Source organism: Cryobacterium flavum (assembly GCF_900103805.1).
Taxonomy (GTDB): domain Bacteria; phylum Actinomycetota; class Actinomycetes; order Actinomycetales; family Microbacteriaceae; genus Cryobacterium; species Cryobacterium flavum.
In genome coordinates this window covers 97058-113693 of sequence record NZ_FNIB01000010.1, presented here as the reverse complement: position 1 = coordinate 113693, position 16636 = coordinate 97058, and the positions used below count along the sequence as shown (strand labels likewise).

General features: G+C 67.3%; 12 protein-coding genes. 5 read left to right on the top strand and 7 right to left on the bottom strand.

All coding sequences use genetic code 11. The annotated features are described in order from the left end of the window. Positions 1-55 precede the first annotated feature (55 nt). The gene (locus tag BLS91_RS14895) at positions 56-1387 is read right to left on the bottom strand and encodes a magnesium transporter MgtE N-terminal domain-containing protein (protein WP_092341551.1); all 1332 of its coding nucleotides are present in this window, start codon (positions 1385-1387) and stop codon (positions 56-58) included. Between the two features lie 109 nt (positions 1388-1496). Here BLS91_RS14895 and BLS91_RS14890 point away from each other — a divergent pair, with 109 nt between their 5' ends. After that, positions 1497-2012, top strand: coding sequence for a YflT domain-containing protein (locus BLS91_RS14890; protein ID WP_092341532.1), 516 nt, complete (start codon positions 1497-1499; stop codon positions 2010-2012). Positions 2013-2082: 70 nt separating this feature from the next. Here BLS91_RS14890 and BLS91_RS14885 read toward each other — a convergent pair whose 3' ends face one another. Then, on the bottom strand, positions 2083-3639 hold the full coding sequence (locus BLS91_RS14885) for an aminopeptidase P family protein (RefSeq protein ID WP_092341531.1): 1557 nt from the start codon (positions 3637-3639) through the stop codon (positions 2083-2085). Positions 3640-3725: 86 nt separating this feature from the next. Next, on the bottom strand, positions 3726-4766 hold the full coding sequence (locus BLS91_RS14880) for an endonuclease/exonuclease/phosphatase family protein (RefSeq protein ID WP_092341530.1): 1041 nt from the start codon (positions 4764-4766) through the stop codon (positions 3726-3728). A gap of 88 nt (positions 4767-4854) precedes the next feature. Between BLS91_RS14880 and BLS91_RS14875 the strand changes: the two genes are divergently transcribed. Next, a complete protein-coding gene (locus BLS91_RS14875; protein WP_092341529.1) occupies positions 4855-5724 on the top strand; it encodes a PHP domain-containing protein in 870 nt (289 codons plus the stop codon). Positions 5725-5845: 121 nt separating this feature from the next. On the opposite strand, the gene BLS91_RS14870 is transcribed toward BLS91_RS14875, so the two are convergent. Then, complete coding sequence (locus tag BLS91_RS14870; RefSeq protein ID WP_092341528.1) at positions 5846-7420, bottom strand: DEAD/DEAH box helicase; 1575 nt, start codon at positions 7418-7420, stop codon at positions 5846-5848. Between the two features lie 229 nt (positions 7421-7649). Between BLS91_RS14870 and BLS91_RS14865 the strand changes: the two genes are divergently transcribed. Further along, positions 7650-8294 carry a ferritin-like fold-containing protein gene (locus BLS91_RS14865; protein WP_244288017.1) on the top strand — a complete coding sequence of 215 codons (645 nt, stop codon included), beginning with the start codon at positions 7650-7652 and terminating at the stop codon, positions 8292-8294. Between the two features lie 15 nt (positions 8295-8309). On the opposite strand, the gene BLS91_RS14860 is transcribed toward BLS91_RS14865, so the two are convergent. Then, the gene (locus tag BLS91_RS14860; RefSeq protein WP_092341526.1) at positions 8310-8618 is read right to left on the bottom strand and encodes a hypothetical protein; all 309 of its coding nucleotides are present in this window, start codon (positions 8616-8618) and stop codon (positions 8310-8312) included. Positions 8619-8623: 5 nt separating this feature from the next. Further along, complete coding sequence (locus BLS91_RS14855) at positions 8624-8848, bottom strand: DUF3107 domain-containing protein (protein WP_092108379.1); 225 nt, start codon at positions 8846-8848, stop codon at positions 8624-8626. Positions 8849-8943: 95 nt separating this feature from the next. On the opposite strand from BLS91_RS14855, the gene BLS91_RS14850 reads away from it, so the two are divergent. Beyond that, positions 8944-12165: an ATP-dependent helicase gene (locus BLS91_RS14850; protein ID WP_241983103.1), complete on the top strand. Its 3222-nt coding sequence runs from the start codon at positions 8944-8946 to the stop codon at positions 12163-12165. Next, entirely contained in the window at positions 12162-15533 is a 3372-nt protein-coding gene (locus BLS91_RS14845) for an ATP-dependent DNA helicase (RefSeq protein WP_092341525.1), read from the top strand. Before BLS91_RS14850 ends, BLS91_RS14845 begins: the two co-directional genes overlap by 4 nt. Here the strand turns inward: BLS91_RS14845 and BLS91_RS14840 are convergent. Further along, entirely contained in the window at positions 15416-16564 is a 1149-nt protein-coding gene (locus BLS91_RS14840) for a phosphotransferase (RefSeq protein WP_134505249.1), read from the bottom strand. The genes BLS91_RS14845 and BLS91_RS14840 overlap by 118 nt on opposite strands. Positions 16565-16636: the final 72 nt, after the last annotated feature.

Genomic DNA, 16636 nt, shown 5'->3' with positions numbered 1-16636 from the left:
AGTCGTCCTTTGCGCTCCGGGCAGTATTGGTATGGTAATGCTGCCGGTTCGGCGGTTATTGTGGGCCACGAGTCGTCCTTTGCGCTCCGGGCAGTGGAATGCTGCCGGTTCTCAGTTCGCTGCGGGCTGCGGCCCGGCGGCGCACATCATCATTGCCGTCGTGGCTGCGCCAGTCGTCGGGCAGCAGGTAGTCGAGCACGTCATCAATCGTCACCACCCCGACCAGTCGGTAGTTCTCGTCGACCACGGGCACCGACACCAGGTCGTAGCTCGCCAGGATACGGCTCACTTCGGCGGCCGACGTGTCGGCGGTGACCGGGTCGAGTCCGGCGTCGAGCAGCGTGCCGAGGCGTTCGTGGGGCGGGTAGCGCAGCATCCGCTGAAAATGCACCATGCCGAGGAATCGGCCGGTGGGAGCTTCGTAGGGCGGCAGGGTCACGCAGATCGCCGCGCCGAGCGCCGGGGCCAGGTCGTGCCGACGGATGCGCGCGAGTCCTTCGGCGACGGTGGCGTCGGCTGAAACAATGATCGGTTCGGTCGTCATGAGCCCGCCCGCGGTGTCGGGGGCGTAGGAGAGCAGAAAGCGTACGTCTTCGGCTTCTTCGGGCTCCATCAGGTCGAGCAGCTGTTCGCCGCGCTCCTCTGGCAGCTGGGCGATGAGGTCGGCGGCGTCGTCGGGCTGCATCTGGTCGAGCACGTCGGCGGCGCGGGCGTCGCCGAGGCTGGTCAGAATGCCGACCTGGTCGGTTTCGGGCATCTCTTCGAGCACGTCGGCGAGGCGATCGTCCGGCAGTTCACCGGCTACCTCGAACATGCGCTCGCGCGGCAGGTCGAGCAGGGTGTTGGCAAGGTCGGCGGGCTTAAGGTCGGAGTAGGTCGCGATGAGGTGCTCGGCGGATTGCGCCTGGCCCTTGGTTTCTTTTTCGCGTACCTCGGCCCAGGTGGCGAAGGTCGTGACGCCCTTGACGAACGGTGAGGCGCTGGTTTTGGGGCGGCGCACGAACAGTTGGCTGATGGCCCAGTCCGCCTCCGTGCCCTCCTTGATCGCGACGTCTTCAATCGTGGCTTCGCCGGAACCGTCGGTGAAGAGCACCTTGCGGCCGAGTAATTCGGCGATGACGCGCACCTCGCCGCCGCGCTGTTCGTAGCGGCGCACGTTGATCAGGCCGGTCGTGATGATCTGGCCGCTGCCGATGCTGGTGACCCGATTGATCGACACGAACACGCGCCGTTTGCCCGGTATCTCCACGATCAGGCCGACAACGCTGGGCGGGTCGTTTTTTCGATACACCACGAGAACATCGCGCACCTTGCCCACGCGGTCGCCCGCGGGGTCGAAAACGGTGCACCCGGCCAGTCGGGCAACAAAAACTCTGGTGGCACTCACACTATAAATGTAGGCCACTGGCCTGATAATCGTGGCCCGGCACGAAGGGTTCATTTTCGCTGAACGACCACTCAGCCCCGCAGTCCGGCCGTCATGAAAGAATGGGGCCATGAGCAACCAGAGCCTTTTCTCCCGACGCCGCCCGGTGCTGCCCCCCGTGTTGCCGCGCGGGGAGGTGCTCGCCACCTACAGCACGTACGCTGACGCGCAGGCCGCCGTCGACACGCTGGCGAAGGCCGATTTTCCGGTGAAACAGCTCTCGATCGTGGGCAACGACCTCAAGAGTGTTGAGCGGGTGACCGGCAAACTGACCTACGGCCGGGTCGCGCTCGCGGGGGCGGCATCCGGTGCCTGGCTCGGAATCTTCTTCGGCATCCTGTTCTTTCTGTTCTCGCCGACCGGATCGAGCCTGCCGTTCGTGTTCGCCGCCCTCATCATGGGCGCCGGGTTCGGCATGCTGCTCGGGATCGCAAGCTACGCCATCAACCGGCGCCGGCGTGACTTCACCTCGACCATGCAGGTCATCGCGACCAGTTACCAGATCATCGTCGATCCCGAATTGGTACACCGTGCCCGCAACCTGCTGGGCGACGAGCCCCCGGCACCCGTCACCCCCTCTGAATAGTCACGCGAGAGCGCAAAAAGTGCCCGATTGAGATTCTCAAACGGGCACTTTTTGCGCTCTCGCGAACCGGTTAGCGCTTGGACGCCGCCAACCACGCCTCTACCTCGGTGGCGGTTCGGGGGATCGCGGCCGAGAGGTTTTCGGCACCGGTCTCGGTCACCAGGATGTCGTCTTCGATGCGCACGCCGATGCCGCGGAATTCGGCCGGAACGGTGAGGTCGTCGGGCTGAAAGTACAGGCCGGGTTCGATGGTGAAGACCATGCCCGGTTCGAGTACGCCGTCCATGTACATGTCGCGGCGGGCCTGCGCGCAGTCGTGCACGTCGATGCCGAGATGGTGGCTGGTGCCGTGCACCATGTAGCGGCGGTGCTGGCCGTTCTCTGGCTGCAGGGCCTCGTCGGCGGAGACCGGAAGCATGCCCCACTCGGCGGTGCGGCGCGCGATGACGTTCATTGCCGCAGCGTGCACGTCGCGAAACACCACGCCGGGGAGAACGACGGCGAAGGCGGCATCCGCTGCTTCACGAACGGTCTCGTAGACCAGACGCTGAACGTCGGTGTAGACGCCGTTGACCGGGAGGGTGCGGGTGATGTCGGCGGTGTAGTAGCTGTCGAGCTCAACGCCGGCGTCGATGAGAATCAGGTCGCCGGGGGCGACGACGCCGTCGTTGCGGGTCCAGTGCAGGATGCAGGCGTGCGGGCCGGACGCGGCGATGGTGTCGTAGCCGACCGTGTTGCCGTCGCTGCGCGCCCGGGTGTTGAAGACGCCCTCGACCAGGCGCTCGCCGCGGGCGTGCTGGCTCGAACGCGGCAGGTCGGCGATGACATCGTCGAAGCCGCGCGCGGTCGCGGCGACGGCGAGGCGCATCTGCGCAATCTCGTAGGCATCCTTCACCAGGCGCAGTTCGGAGACGTCGCGGGCCAAGCCGGCGTCGGGCTCGTGCTCGGCGTTGATCTCGATGCTGAACGGGGAATCGGTGGCGTTGCTGCCGAGTACCCGTTCCGCGGCGAAGCGCAGGCGGGCTTCGTCGACCTGCTCGGTGAAGGTCGGGTCGGCCTCCCGCAGCACGAGGGTTTCGCTGTCGACGGCGTTCAGCACTCCGGCGAGCTCGGCGATGCCGCGCACATCGAGAGCCAGATCGCTCGCGACCTGGGCCACCGATGGGCGCGGGCCGATCCAGAATTCGCCGATGTCGGGGTTGGCGTAGAACTCGTCGGAGTCGCGGCCGGCTCGTTCCCGAAAGTACAGTGTGGCGTCGTGGCCGGCATCCGTCGGTTCGAGCACGAGAACGGCGCCGGGTTCGCTGTCGCTGCCCCAGCCGGTGAGGTGCGCGAAGGCGGAGTGTGCACGAAAGGCGTAGTCGGTGTCGTTGGAGCGCTGCTTCAATCGGCCGGCCGGAATGATCAGGCGCGCTCCGCGGTACTGGGCAGAGAGCCGCGCACGTCGGGCGGCGGCGAAGGGCGCCTGTTCGCGGGCGGGCGGCAGCACGTCGGTGCGATCGGCCCAGCCGCTCGCGATGAACGATTTGAAGCCGGTAGATCCCGGTGTGGTCGAACGGTTCTCGTTCGAGCGCACGGGTGGAGTCAGAGCAGCGGGAATAAGAGCGGAAGCAGTGGTATCAGCCATTGCACCATTCTCGCACCGCACTCTGGGCGGCGGCCGATCACCGTGGCGCAGATGCTGCGATGACCGGATGCCGGTGCCTGCGCGGTCTACGCGGCCGGTGTGAGCGTGGCCACGATCGGCCGGTGATCGCTGCCGGCACCGTCGAGCGACTCGATCACCTGCAGCGCGCTCACGTGCCAGTTCGGGGTAGCCATGACGTGATCGATGGGGCTGCCGAGCAGCGCGGGAATGCTGGTGGGCCAGGTGCCGACGGCCGCTGCGCCGGCCGATAGCGCGGCATCCCCGCAGTTTCCGAGAACAGCGTCCGGCGCACCGGCGCGGCCGGCCATGTGATCGAGGGTCGAGTTGAAATCGCCCGCCATGATCACGTTGTCGGCCTGACACTGGGTGGCGAGCCAGTCGAGGTCGCTGCGCCAGTTCGACATTTCATACTGGATCGGGGCCACGGCATGTGCGGCCACGATGGTCGGTCCGCTGCCGTCCACCGGTTTGGCGACAACGGTCGGCAGCACGTTGGTGTTTCCGGGCGGGCCGGACCCGGCCGCGTTGCTCACGGCGTACTCGCCGAGTTCCGGACTGATCAGCAGGGTGGTGGAACGAGCCTTCGACACCAGATCGAAGGCAAGTGTGTGCACCCACATGGGCCGGCCGGCGTCGCGCATGAGTTCGGCGATCAGGACACCGGTCGCCTCTGTTGTTTCGGGCAGGGTGACGATGTCGGCATTCTGAGCCACCGCTTCCGCGGCGATGACCGCGGCGCCCGGAGCGTCTCCCAGTGTGTTCCAGCTGAGCACGGTGACGGAGTCGGCGGAACTAGTTGGCGCCGTACTGACATCGGCGGTATCAGCGGTGAAGCCGCGGGAGACGAGAATACCGAGATTGGCCACGGCGAACAGGGCGAGCAGCACCATGACCATGCCGAGGGTTCGCCGCAGCGGCCGAATGAAGCGCAGCAGACCGAACAGCACGAGGCCGACGATCGCACCGATCACGGCGATCGCCCGAAACGACACGAGGTGTGCGACGACCCAGGTGTTGTGCAGGCCGAACGCCTGCGGCCAGGTCAGGACCAGCAGGAAAACGGCGGCAGCGATGAGAATCAGTGCCCGGAAGAGTCGCGTGAACATTGTTTTGAACTGTAGATGAGAATTCTGGGGAATCCCCAGCGCTTCGCGCAGAGAGGAGGGGGCTCAAGTGGACAACTAGCATGGGGTGATGGCAGTCGCGCGGCAATTCCAGGGTCCGATCGATCTGCACGCGCACTCCAGCGTGTCGGACGGTACCGAGACGCCGGCCGAGCTGGTTCGTGCGGCATCCGCTGCGGGCCTGGGCACGATTGCCCTCACCGACCACGACTCCACGGCCGGCTGGGCCGAGGCATCCGCTGCGGCGCGCACCGACCGAATCACGCTTATTCCCGGAATGGAATTCAGCACGCGGGTACAGTACGCGAGTGTGCACCTTTTGGCATATCTCTTCGACCCGACCGATCCGGCCCTGCTGGCCGAGATGACCAGGGTGCGGGCGGCCAGGCTCAGCCGGGCCGAGCAGATGGTCGCTCGCATCGGGGTCGACTACGACCTGAGCTGGGACGACGTACTCGCCCAGACCACCCCCGATGCCACCGTTGGTCGGCCACACATCGCCGACGCCCTCGTGGCCCGCGGCCATGCCCGGAACCGCAGCGCGGCCTTCGCCGATATTCTGCACTGGAAAGCCGGCTACTTTCAACCGCACTACGCGCCCGACCCGCTGCGCGCGATCGAACTGGTGCGTGCCGCCGGGGGAGTGCCGGTCATCGCGCACCCCGCCACGCGCGGCATCAATGAGGTCGTCGAAGAGTCCCGGCTGAAGACCATGGTGGGTGCCGGCCTGTTCGGCCTCGAACTGGGTCACCGTGAGAACAACCCGGAACCCACCGCTCGGCTGTACGAACTCGCCGCCAAGTTCGGGCTGTTGGTCACCGGCTCGAGCGACTACCACGGTACAGGCAAGCCCAACCGGCTCGGCGAGAACACGACGGCCCCCGAGGTGCTCGACCGCATCATCGCGCAGGGGCGCGGCTCAGCTCCCGTCTACGGCTGATTCTCAACGGCTGACCGCAATAGCGGATGCCGGGGCACCAATACACAAATGCCCGGACCCAGGCTGGCACGGTCGAAACGGTGTCAGCCCGGATGCCGGGCCCTCATGATTTGATCAGCTGCTAGATGCTGCTGCCGGTCTGCGGTGAGCGACGACGGGTGCGGCTGCGACGCAGCGGCGCGTTGTTGCCGTCGTGGTGCTCGGCTCCGCCGCCATCGTGAGTGCCGGCTGCCGGGGTAGCGGCCGGGGCATCCGGATTGGTGCTGGAACTGACGCGAGTGCGCGACCGGGCGGGCCGGCCTTCGTCGGCGCCGGTGGTCACCGGGCTCGTTGCCGCCCGATCGGCTGCGCGGGTGGAATCACCACGACCGCGGCCGCCCTCGGATCGACCACCGCGCGGTGCGCCGCCGGACCGACCGGAGTCCGAGCGACCGCCAGCGCCGCTGCGTGCCCCGCCCGAGCGACCGGCGCCACCGGTGCGAGTGTCGCCAGCAGCGACGTCTTTAACCGGGGTTGCACGCAGGCGGCCCTTGGAACCGGCCGGAATGTTCAGGTCGGTGTAGAGGTGCGGCGACGAAGAGTAGGTTTCCATCGGTTCGGGCTGGCCGAAGTCCAGCGCCTTGTTGATCAGCGACCACTTGTGCAGGTCGTCCCAGTCGACGAAGGTGACGGCGATTCCGGTCTTGCCGGCGCGGCCGGTGCGACCGACGCGGTGCAGGTATGCCTTCTCGTCTTCGGGAATGGTGTGATTGATCACGTGGGTGACGTCTTCGACGTCGATACCGCGAGCAGCGACATCCGTTGCGATCAGGATTTCTTTCTTGCCGCTCTTGAAGCTGGCCATGGCGCGTTCGCGCTGTTCCTGGTTGAGGTCGCCGTGCACGGCCGTGGCATTGAAGCCGCGGTCGCCGAGTTCTTCGACGAGCTTCGCGGCGGCGCGCTTCGTGCGGGTGAAGATGATGGTCTTGCCGCGGCCCTCGGCCATGAGGATGCGGCCGATGACCTCGTCCTTGTCCATGTTGTGGGCACGGTAGACGAGGTGCTCGATGTTGGCCTGCATGAGGCCTTCGTCGGGGTCGGTCGCACGAATGTGGATCGGGCGGTTCATGAAGCGACGGGCGAGGGCCACGATCGGCCCGGGCATCGTCGCCGAGAACAGCATGGTGTGGCGAGTGGACGGCGTCTGCGAGAACAGCTTCTCAATGTCGGAGAGAAAACCGAGGTCGAGCATCTTATCGGCCTCGTCGAGCACCATCTCGCGCACGTTGGCAAGGGTGAGCAGACGCTGGCTGGCCAGGTCGAGCAGGCGCCCGGGGGTGCCGACCACGATCTGCGCGCCAGCCTTGAGCTGTTCGATCTGTCCCTCGTAGGCCTTGCCGCCGTAGATGGAGACGATCTTGGTGTTACGGCCGGCCGCAGCGAGCTCGAGGTCCTCGGAAACCTGAACGCACAGTTCTCGGGTTGGAACGACGATGAGTGCCTGCACGCCGGGCTCGGGGTCGAGGCCGAGGCGCTGAATGACCGGAAGGCCGAAACCGAAGGTCTTGCCGGTGCCGGTCTTGGCCTGGCCGATGATGTCCTGGCCGGCCAGGGCGAGGGGGATGGTCTGGGTCTGAATGGGGAACGGTTCGAGGATGCCCTTGGCTGCAAGGGAGTCGACCATGTCCTGGTCAATATTAAGTTCGGAGAAAGTCACGAATGTATGCCTGTCATTAACTGGAAGCGAAGTGCGCCCGTTTTTGCGTCTCGGGCAGCGGCCGCCGATCCTTGCCGGCGACGTAATTCCACCTTACTGCCCCGCCTGTACCGCGGCCACAGGCGCGCTGTCCTAAGCTAAGCCCGTGGTCACGTGGTTCGGTCGGCGCCCGCAGCGCAATGAAGCTCCCCGGCTTTCCGCCCGCGGGGCGCTCCAGCCAACCGAAAAAGTGGACATCAGTTCCCTCGCTCCCGGTGTGCAGCATTTTCTCGGCCAGGCCGCCTACTGCGAGCTCGGCGAGTTCGAAAGCCTGGCCCGCGCCGTGGCGACAGCGCCGAACCTCGCCGTGAAGGAAGGCCTCAGCGCCGCCGCCGGTCGGGCCCTGAGCAAGCATCACGGCCTGATCACCGAGATTCGTCGCCGCGGGCACGAGCCAGCCACCGAGATGGCCCCGTTCGTCGCCGGCCTCGATGAGTTTCGCCAGAAGACCAGCGGTGCGAACTGGCACGAGCTGCTGCTGAGCTGCTACCTCGCCGGCGGTCTTCTCGACGACTTCTTCATTCGACTCTCTGACGGCCTGCCGCGCGACATCGGCCCGCGGGTGGCGCAGCTGCTCGGCGAGGATTCCGGCACCGACGTGCTCGTGCACGAACTGCAGACCGCCATCGAAAACGACGTGGCGCTCGGATCCCGGCTGGCCATGTGGGGTCGCCGACTCGTCGGAGACACCCTGCTCGTGGCCCGGTCGGCGATGCCAGCCGCCGATCCTGGTACTGACCGAGGCGACGGAGCCGAGGCGCGCATCGAACCGGTCTTCACCGAGCTCATCGCCGCACACACCCGCCGCATGGACGGACTCGGCCTCACTGCCTAGCGAGCGCCCCGAACGCTACGCGGTGTCGGGCGAGCCGGTTTTGGCGAGGAGTTGCAGCATCCGCTGGTCGGCGTGAATACGTCGTCGACTAATCACCAGGTTCAGCACAACGGATGCAGCGGCGGCGGCCCCGAGAGACACCCACCAGATCCACCCGCCGGCCCAATCCCAGCCGAGCCAGGTCAGCCCGACCCAGACCGCGGATGCCGCGACCGTTCCGATCGCCGGAACCAGCACCGAACCCTGGGTGGACCGCCCGGGCAGAAAATACCGCGCGGCGAGGCCGATGACCGCGCCGAACAGCGCGACGAACAGCAGTTCCATGTGCGTTAAGCGACGAAACCGACGCGGCGTGACTCTTCGCTGCCGAGTTCGACGTAGGCCAGGCCCACGGTCGGAACGATGTAGACGCGACCCTTGCTGTCGCTGAGCTTCAGGTAGCCGGTCTGACCGGAGAGGGCCGCCGCAACGGTCTCCTCAATCTCGGTCGCTGGCTGCGAAGTCTCAAAACCAATCTCCCGGGGAGAGTTGAAAATACCAATGCGAATATCCACCGAACTGCCTTTCGTAGCCTTGCGCCCAGAGTACGACAGAACGCAGACCAGCCCTGACCGATTTCACTGTCGGCGCAACCCGTTACCGTTGAAATGTGACCAACCTCGACCTTGATGCCGCCCAGCAGGCCGTTCTCGACCTCCCCGACGGGGTGAGTGGCGCGGTGATCGGCGCGCCAGGCAGCGGCAAGACCATGACGCTCGTCGAACTCGTGGCCGATCGGGTCTTGAACCGTGGCTATTCGCCGAGCGAGGTTCTGGTGCTGGTGCCGACCCGCGCCGGTGCCACAGCCCTGCGCGACCGGCTCGCACTGCGCCTCGGTGTGCCCACCAACGGTCCGCTGGCTCGCAGCGCCAACTCGGTGGCCTTTCAGATTGTGCGTTCCGCCGTGGCCCAGGCCGGTGATCCTCCGCCCACGCTGCTCACCGGTGGCGAGCAAGACCAGATCATCGCCGAACTGCTGCAGGGCCACCTCGACGACGGAGCAGGGCCGGCCTGGCCGGCCACGCTCGGTGCCGACGTGCGCCGCCTGCGCGGTTTTCGCACCGAACTGCGCGACCTCATGATGCGAGCGGTGGAATACGGGGTGACCCCTGGCCAGCTCGAGCGTTTCGGCCTCGGTCGGCCGGAGTGGGTTGCGGCGGCCGAGTTCATTCGCGGCTACGAGGAGGCCAAAGACCAGGCTCGCCCGGGCCAGTTCGACTCCACCGAGCTTGCCCGCTATGCCGCCGCGATCGTGGCCGGTGCCGAGGCAGGAATGGCGGGCGTTGCAACACTCGGTTCGCTGGCCGGCTTGCGCTTGATTGTGCTCGACGATGCGCAGGAGGTCACCCAGGCCACGCTCACCCTGCTCGCCCAGTTTCAGGCGCGCGGGGTAGCGATCGTCGCCGTCGGCGACCCCGACATCAGCACCGGCTCGTTCCACGGTGCCCACCCGGATGCCCTGGGCCGTCTCGGCTCGTACCTGCGTCCCGGCGTGCCCGCAGACGGCGGCCGGGTGGCCGCGCCGATCGTGCTGGGGACGGTCTACCGGCACGGGTCGGGCATCCGTCGTGTCGTCGCGGAGATCACCAGCCGGATCGGGGCGGCGGCGGCTGGAACCCAGCGTGCCGCGGCCAGCATCGAACAAGCCAGCATCGAACCGGCCACGATCGAACAGACGAGTGTGGCGGCCGTTCCGGGCGAATATCTCGACCAATCCGTGCACACCGTCGTTGCCAGCAGCCCGGCCGATCAGCTCGCTGTGATCGCCCGGCTGCTGCGCGAACGCCACGTGATCGACGACATTCCGTGGTCCCGCATGGCCGTGATCGTGCGCACCGGGTCGCTGGTCCCTTCGATCTCCAAGGGGCTCGCAGCCCTAGAAGTGCCGACCCAGATTTCGACGGCGAGCACCGCGCTGCGCGACGAGTACGCGGTGCGGGCCTTCATCCTGGCCCTCGAAGTAACCCTCGGCCGTAAGCCGCTCGCCCCGGAAGCAGCGACCCTGCTGCTGCGCGGCCCGCTCGGCGGACTCGACCCGATCACCCTGCGCCGGCTGCGCGCAGCGCTGCGCCAACAGGAGCTGGCCACTGACAACGCCGAACCGCGCAGCGCTGACGACCTGCTCGTTGCCGCCCTCCTCGACCCCGAGCTGCTCCTCACCATCGACAACCGCACCGCCCGCCGTGCGGCCGGCTGCGGAGCCAGCCTGCGCCAGGCCAAAATCGAATACGACGCTGGCGCCACCATCGAAGAACTGCTCTGGGGCCTGTGGCAGCGCAGCGGCCTCGAGCGAGAGTGGAAAGAACAGTCCACCGGAACCGGAATCGTCGCCGACGAAGCCAACCACAACCTCGACGCCGTCGTCGCCCTGTTCTCCGCCGCCCAGCGCTATGTCGAGCGCACGCCATCGGCCCCGCCGGTATTGTTCCTCGAACACCTCGTCGACACGGATGTGCCCGAAGACACCCTCGCGCCGCGCTCGCTCGGCGCTGCCGTCATCGTGTCGACGCCGAGCGGCACCATCGGACGGGATTTCGACATCGTCGTGCTCGCCGGCGTTCAGGCCAACGTCTGGCCCGACCTGCGCATCCGCGGGTCACTGCTCGGCGCCGGTGACCTGGCCCTGGTTGCTTCGGGACAGGGCGATACGGGGCTGGCCGGAACCGCTGCCCGCACCCAGGTACTCCACGACGAACTGCGCATGTTCGCCCAGGCCGCCAGCCGGGCCACGACCGAACTGCTCGTCACCGCCGTAAGCAATGAAGAGAACGAACCCTCGGTGTTTCTGCGCCTGCTGCCCGCGCCTGAGCCCGACCTGGGCGTTGACGATCTTGGCCGCTACCCCCTGTCGCTGCGCGGCCTGGCCGGGCGGCTGCGCCGCGACCTAACCCGCGCCATCCGCTCGCCGGCTCGCACCGACTCCGAGACGGTCGCCCGGGCAGCGGATGCCGCGGCCACGCTGGCCCGCCTGGCCAGCGAAAACGTGCCCGGCGCTGCGCCCGACCAGTGGTACGGGCTGACCGACCCCAGCACCGTGCGCCCGCTCAACGATCCAGAGGCCGGCGACGAGCCCGTGCGGGTCTCGCCGTCGCGCATGGCGGCCTTCGAAACCTGCCCGCTGCACTGGCTGATCGGCCAGGTCGGCGGTGGCAGCTCGAACACCGCAGCGAACCTCGGCACGATCATTCACAAGGTCATGGAAGACGCGACCGATCGCCGGCCCGAAGCGCTCTGGCAGGGCGTGGAGGCGCGCTGGAATGAGCTCGACTTCGACGCTGACTGGCAGTCGCGCGTGCAGAAGGTCGCAGCCAGGGAGCTCACCGACCGGCTCGCCTCCTACCTGCTCGATTTCGAACGCGGCGGTGGTGAGCTTTTGAGCGCCGAGGGCACCTTCACGCTTGAGGTGAGCGGTGCCGTGCTCTCCGGCACCATCGACCGGGTGGAACGCCAGGCCGACGGCCGGGCCGTGATCGTCGACCTGAAAACCGGCAAGGGTGACGCGACCAGCGATGTCGGCGTCGCGGAGCATCCGCAACTCGGCGCTTATCAGCTAGCGTTCCAGGACGGCGTCATCGAGGGCGTGTCCGGGGATATGGACCTGGCCGGGGCCCGCCTGGTCATCGTCTCGTCCGGCACGGTCAAACAGAATTACCGCAATCCCACCCAGCCCGCCTTCACGCCGGAGCAGCTCGTTGCTTTCCGCGAGCGGGTCGGTGCCGACGCGACGGGCATGGGCGGCGCCACCTTCATCGCCGAGATCACCTCGCACTGCCTCGACCCGCGGTCCCACGGGTCCTGCCGAATCCACGTCATCAAGCAGGTCAGCTCATGAGTCTCAGCACGACGATCTCGACAATTTCGGCCCTCGACATCGCCGCGCAACTCGAACTGCCGCCGCCCACCAGCGAACAGCAGGCGGTGATCGAGGCGCCGCTCACTCCCACCCTGGTGGTCGCCGGAGCCGGCAGTGGCAAGACCGAGACCATGGCCAACCGGGTGCTCTGGCTGCTCGCGAACGGCCACGCCCGTCCCGACCAGATTCTCGGGCTCACCTTCACGCGGAAGGCAGCCGGCGAACTGGGAGAGCGCATCAACCGGCGCATCACCGAGCTCGACCGAGCCGGCCTCATGCCGATGATCGCCGGCACCGATGACGGCGATGACTCCACCGCAGCGGCGGGTTCCGACCTGTTCAACACTCCGAACGTCTCCACCTACAACTCCTTCGCCAGTCGCCTGTTCACCGACAATGCTCTGCTGCTCGGCCGGGAACCGGAGTCGGTTCTGCTGAGCGAAACGAGCGGCTGGCTGCTCGCCCGGCGGGTCGTCATCGAGCACGGCGACGGCCGCCTCGTGCCGTTCGGCAAGAGCCTCGACCAGGTCACCGACGCCGTGCTGCAGCTCAGTCGCGCCCTCGCCGAGAACCCGCCAGCCTGGCACGACGGCGCCCCGGGAGCGCCGCACGACCTCGCCGCTCTGGCCCAGAGTTTCGCCTACCTCCCCGATCTGCCCTACGGCAATCCGCGCAAGAAGAAGCCCTACGATTCGGCGGTCGAGTCCCTGGCCTCGGTTGCACCGCTGCCGGTGCTGGCCGAACTCGCCGCGCACTACAGCAGCGAGAAGCGGCGCCTCGGCCTGATCGAGTTCTCCGACCAGGTGGCCCTTGCACTCCAGGTCTGCCAGAAGGTCGATGCGGTCGTCGACCGCTACCGCGACCAGTATCGGGTGGTGCTGCTCGATGAATACCAGGACACCTCGGTGTTGCAGACCGAGCTGCTGCACACCCTGTTTCGTGACCACCCGGTGATGGCGGTCGGTGACCCGCACCAGTCGATTTACGGATGGCGCGGTGCCAGTTCCGCAAACCTGCTCGGCTTCGCGCAGGATTTCAGCGCCGCAGCGTCCGCTCCGACGATGTCGCTGTCGTTCACCTGGCGCAATCCCGCTCGCGTGCTGGATACCGCCAACGCCCTCGTCGCGCCGCTCAGCGAAGCCTTGCGGGCCAAGCCGGGCGGAATCCAGGTCGAAACGCTCAAGGTGCCGACCGGCACCAGACCAGGCACTGTCGACGCGGTCATGGCGCAAACCATCGCCGAGGAGGCCGGCGCGGTCGCCGACTGGTTTGCCGCCCGGCTGGTCGGCGACCACGGGCCCGCCGACTACAGCGGCGCGATGCTGTTTCGTGCGCGCCGCGAGATGGACTACTTCGCCGAGGTACTGCGGGCGCACGGTGTGCGCGCCCACGTGCTCGGCCTCGGCGGGTTGCTCTCGACCCCGGAGGTCGCCGATGTCGTGAGCGTGCTGCGTGTGGTGCACGACCCGGCTGCCGGCAGCGAACTGGTACGCCTGCTCAGCGGCGCCCGCTACCGGGTCGGCGCCCGCGACCTCGCGGCGCTCGCCGACGTGGCGCGCTGGCTGGCCGGACATGACTGGGCGCAGCAGGCCATCTCGGCCGATCTACGGGGCAAGCTGCGGGCATCCGTCGCCGGCGACGAGGGCAGTTCCCTTGTCGATGCGCTCGATTTTCTCGGCACTGCGCCTGACTCCCACGGCCAGTTCGACGGGTTCAGCGAGCTGGGGCGCGCCCGCGTGCAGTCGGCCGGTCGGCAGCTGGCCTGGCTGCGATCCCGCGCCGGCCTGCCGCTGCTCGACTTCGTGCGCCTGATCGAGCAGGAATTTCGGCTGGACATCGAACTGACCGCGAACGAGGCCAACGATCTCGGACTGGCCAACCTGTACTCCTTCCACGACACGGTTGCCGCCTTCCTCGACAGTGACGAGCAGGGCACCCTGGCCAGTTTTCTGCGCTGGCTGAAGCGCGCGGAGCTGCAGGATGACCTCGGCCCGCGCGCCGAACTCTCCGAACAGGGCACCGTGCAGCTGCTCACGATTCACGGCGCCAAGGGCCTGGAATGGGACTTCGTAGCTATTCCCAACCTGACCGAGAAGAGCCTCCCCGCGGCTGCTCGCGACACCAGCGGCTGGCTGCGTTTCGGCGAACTGCCCTACGGTTTTCGCGGCGACCGCTCCGAACTGCCCGAACTTGAAATCATCGGCCACGAGACCCAGCTCGACTACGAGCTGGCTTTCCAGACCTACAAGGCCGAGCTGGCGACACGGCACGACGACGAAGAACGCCGGCTCATCTACGTGGCCACCACCCGCGCCAAACGAGAGTTGCTGCTAACCGGCTCGTTCTGGGGCCCCGGATCGACCATGCGGCGGCCCAGCCGCTACCTGACCGAACTCGCCGAGGCCGGCCTCATCCCCGCCATCCCCGACACGAGCGACGAGGTCGTCAAGCCGGATTCCGCCGAGGACGGCACCGAACTGTGGCCGTTCGACCCGCTCGGTACCCGTCGCGCGCTCGTTGAAGCCGCAGCGACCCGCGTGGCGGGCAGCCAAGCGGATGCCCCCACCCGCTGGTCCCACGCGGTCACCCTGCTGCTCGAGGAACGCGCCCTGCGGCTGGCCGGTGGCGCGGCGGCCCCCGTACCCACCCGCATTCCGGCCTCCCGGTTCAAGGATTACGTCGACGACCCGGCCGGAGTCGCCGCCGAGCTGCGGCGCCCGATGCCGCAGCGTCCCTATCGGGCCACGCGGCTGGGAACTCTGTTCCACTCCTGGGTGGAGAGCCGCGCCGGCGGTGCCACCGGTACCGACCGCGTCGATGCCGCACTGAACGAACTCGACTTCGGCACCGACGACGACGGCGGTACCGGCACGCTGAGTGACCTCGGGGTGCCGGAGCAGGAGCAATTCGCGGTACTGCAAGCTACCTTCGAACGGTCCGAATGGGCCGATCGGGCGCCCGTCGACGTCGAGATTGAAATTCACCACGTGCTCGGCGGCCAGGTCTTTGTCTGCAAGCTCGACGCCGTCTACCAAACGCCGACCGGGTTTCAGGTGGTCGACTGGAAAACCGGGCGGGCACCAAAAAACGCCGCCGACCTCGAACTCAAGCAGACGCAGCTCGCGCTCTACCGATTGGCCTATGCCCGGTGGAAGGGGATCGATCCGAGCATTGTCGACGCGGTGTTCTACTTCGTGGCCGACGACACCGTCATAGCCCCGGAGCGTCTCTACTCCGAGGCAGACCTTCTCGCCGCCTGGTCTGGGGCGATGACCCCGGTGCTCGACGAAGCATCCTCGGAGTCGTCGTCGGATTCGGAATCGATGGTCAGTCCCGAGAAGTTGTAGCTGTCGGTGTGCATCGCTGCGTGCTGGTCGTAATCCCGAGCGGCGCGCGGCATGTGGTCGAGCATGGTCTCCACGTCGTCGACGGTCATGATCGGGCCGGTTTCGGGGGAGAGCGGCTGCTGGGTATGGCTGTGCACGGTATCGACGAGCCCGTCGAGCATGGCGACGGCGTCATCGACGATGGACTGGTCGTGGCTGCTCGCGCCGTGCAGCAGCCAGCGGGCCAGCTCGAGCTCGGCATAGAGCATGGCGCGCTGGGTGATGTGGGTATCACTGCCCTGGCGTGCGTTCGAGTAGGCATCGATGGCCAGTTCGGCGGCGTTACCGCGCGCGGCAAGCAACCAGTGCAGGTCGCGGGCCGGGTCACCGACGGCCAGGCCCGACCAGCCGAGAATGCCCGACACGGCGTCGTCGGTGATCAGAATGGAATCGGCCGACATCGACCCGTGAACCACGGCCGGTGCGAACTGCCACAGCGCATCGTCGTCGGTGGCCTGTTCCCAGCGGCGCAGAAGCGCGGCGGGCAGGTAGCCCGTGTTGGCGGCGCGGTCGATCAGGTCGATCGTATCCTTGCGACACTGTTCCGCGCTCTGCTGGGGAAGCCCGGCGGTGCCGATGAAGGCGCTCGGCAGTGAGTGGATCGCGGCGATGGCCCGCCCGATCGACCCGGAGACGCCCTCGTGCCCGGTGAGGGCATCCGCATCGAAACTGTCACCGGCCAGCAGCTCGTAGACGACCGCGCGGGTACCTTGAATCGGCGTCTGGCCGACATATTCCGGAACGTCGAACGGCAGCCGGCTGCGATTGCCGGTGGTGAGCGCGCGCAACGCCACGAGGTCAGCGGACTGCTCCGTTTCGGCCGACTGGCTGGTAGGAACGCGAATGATCAGCGCCCGCCCGTCTCTGTCGATGACGAGCGCCGAGTCGAACAGTCCGTGCGCGCCGGCACTGTGCTTACGGGCGTAGGCCACGTCGAGCCCCGGAACAGCGGAGGTGGCTAACGCGGCTAGAGTGAGTTGAGTTCTGGCCATGCCTACTAGGTTAGATCGAATTACGCACCTGCTGGTTATTCGCCACGCCTCCACACCCACGTTCTCGCAGAG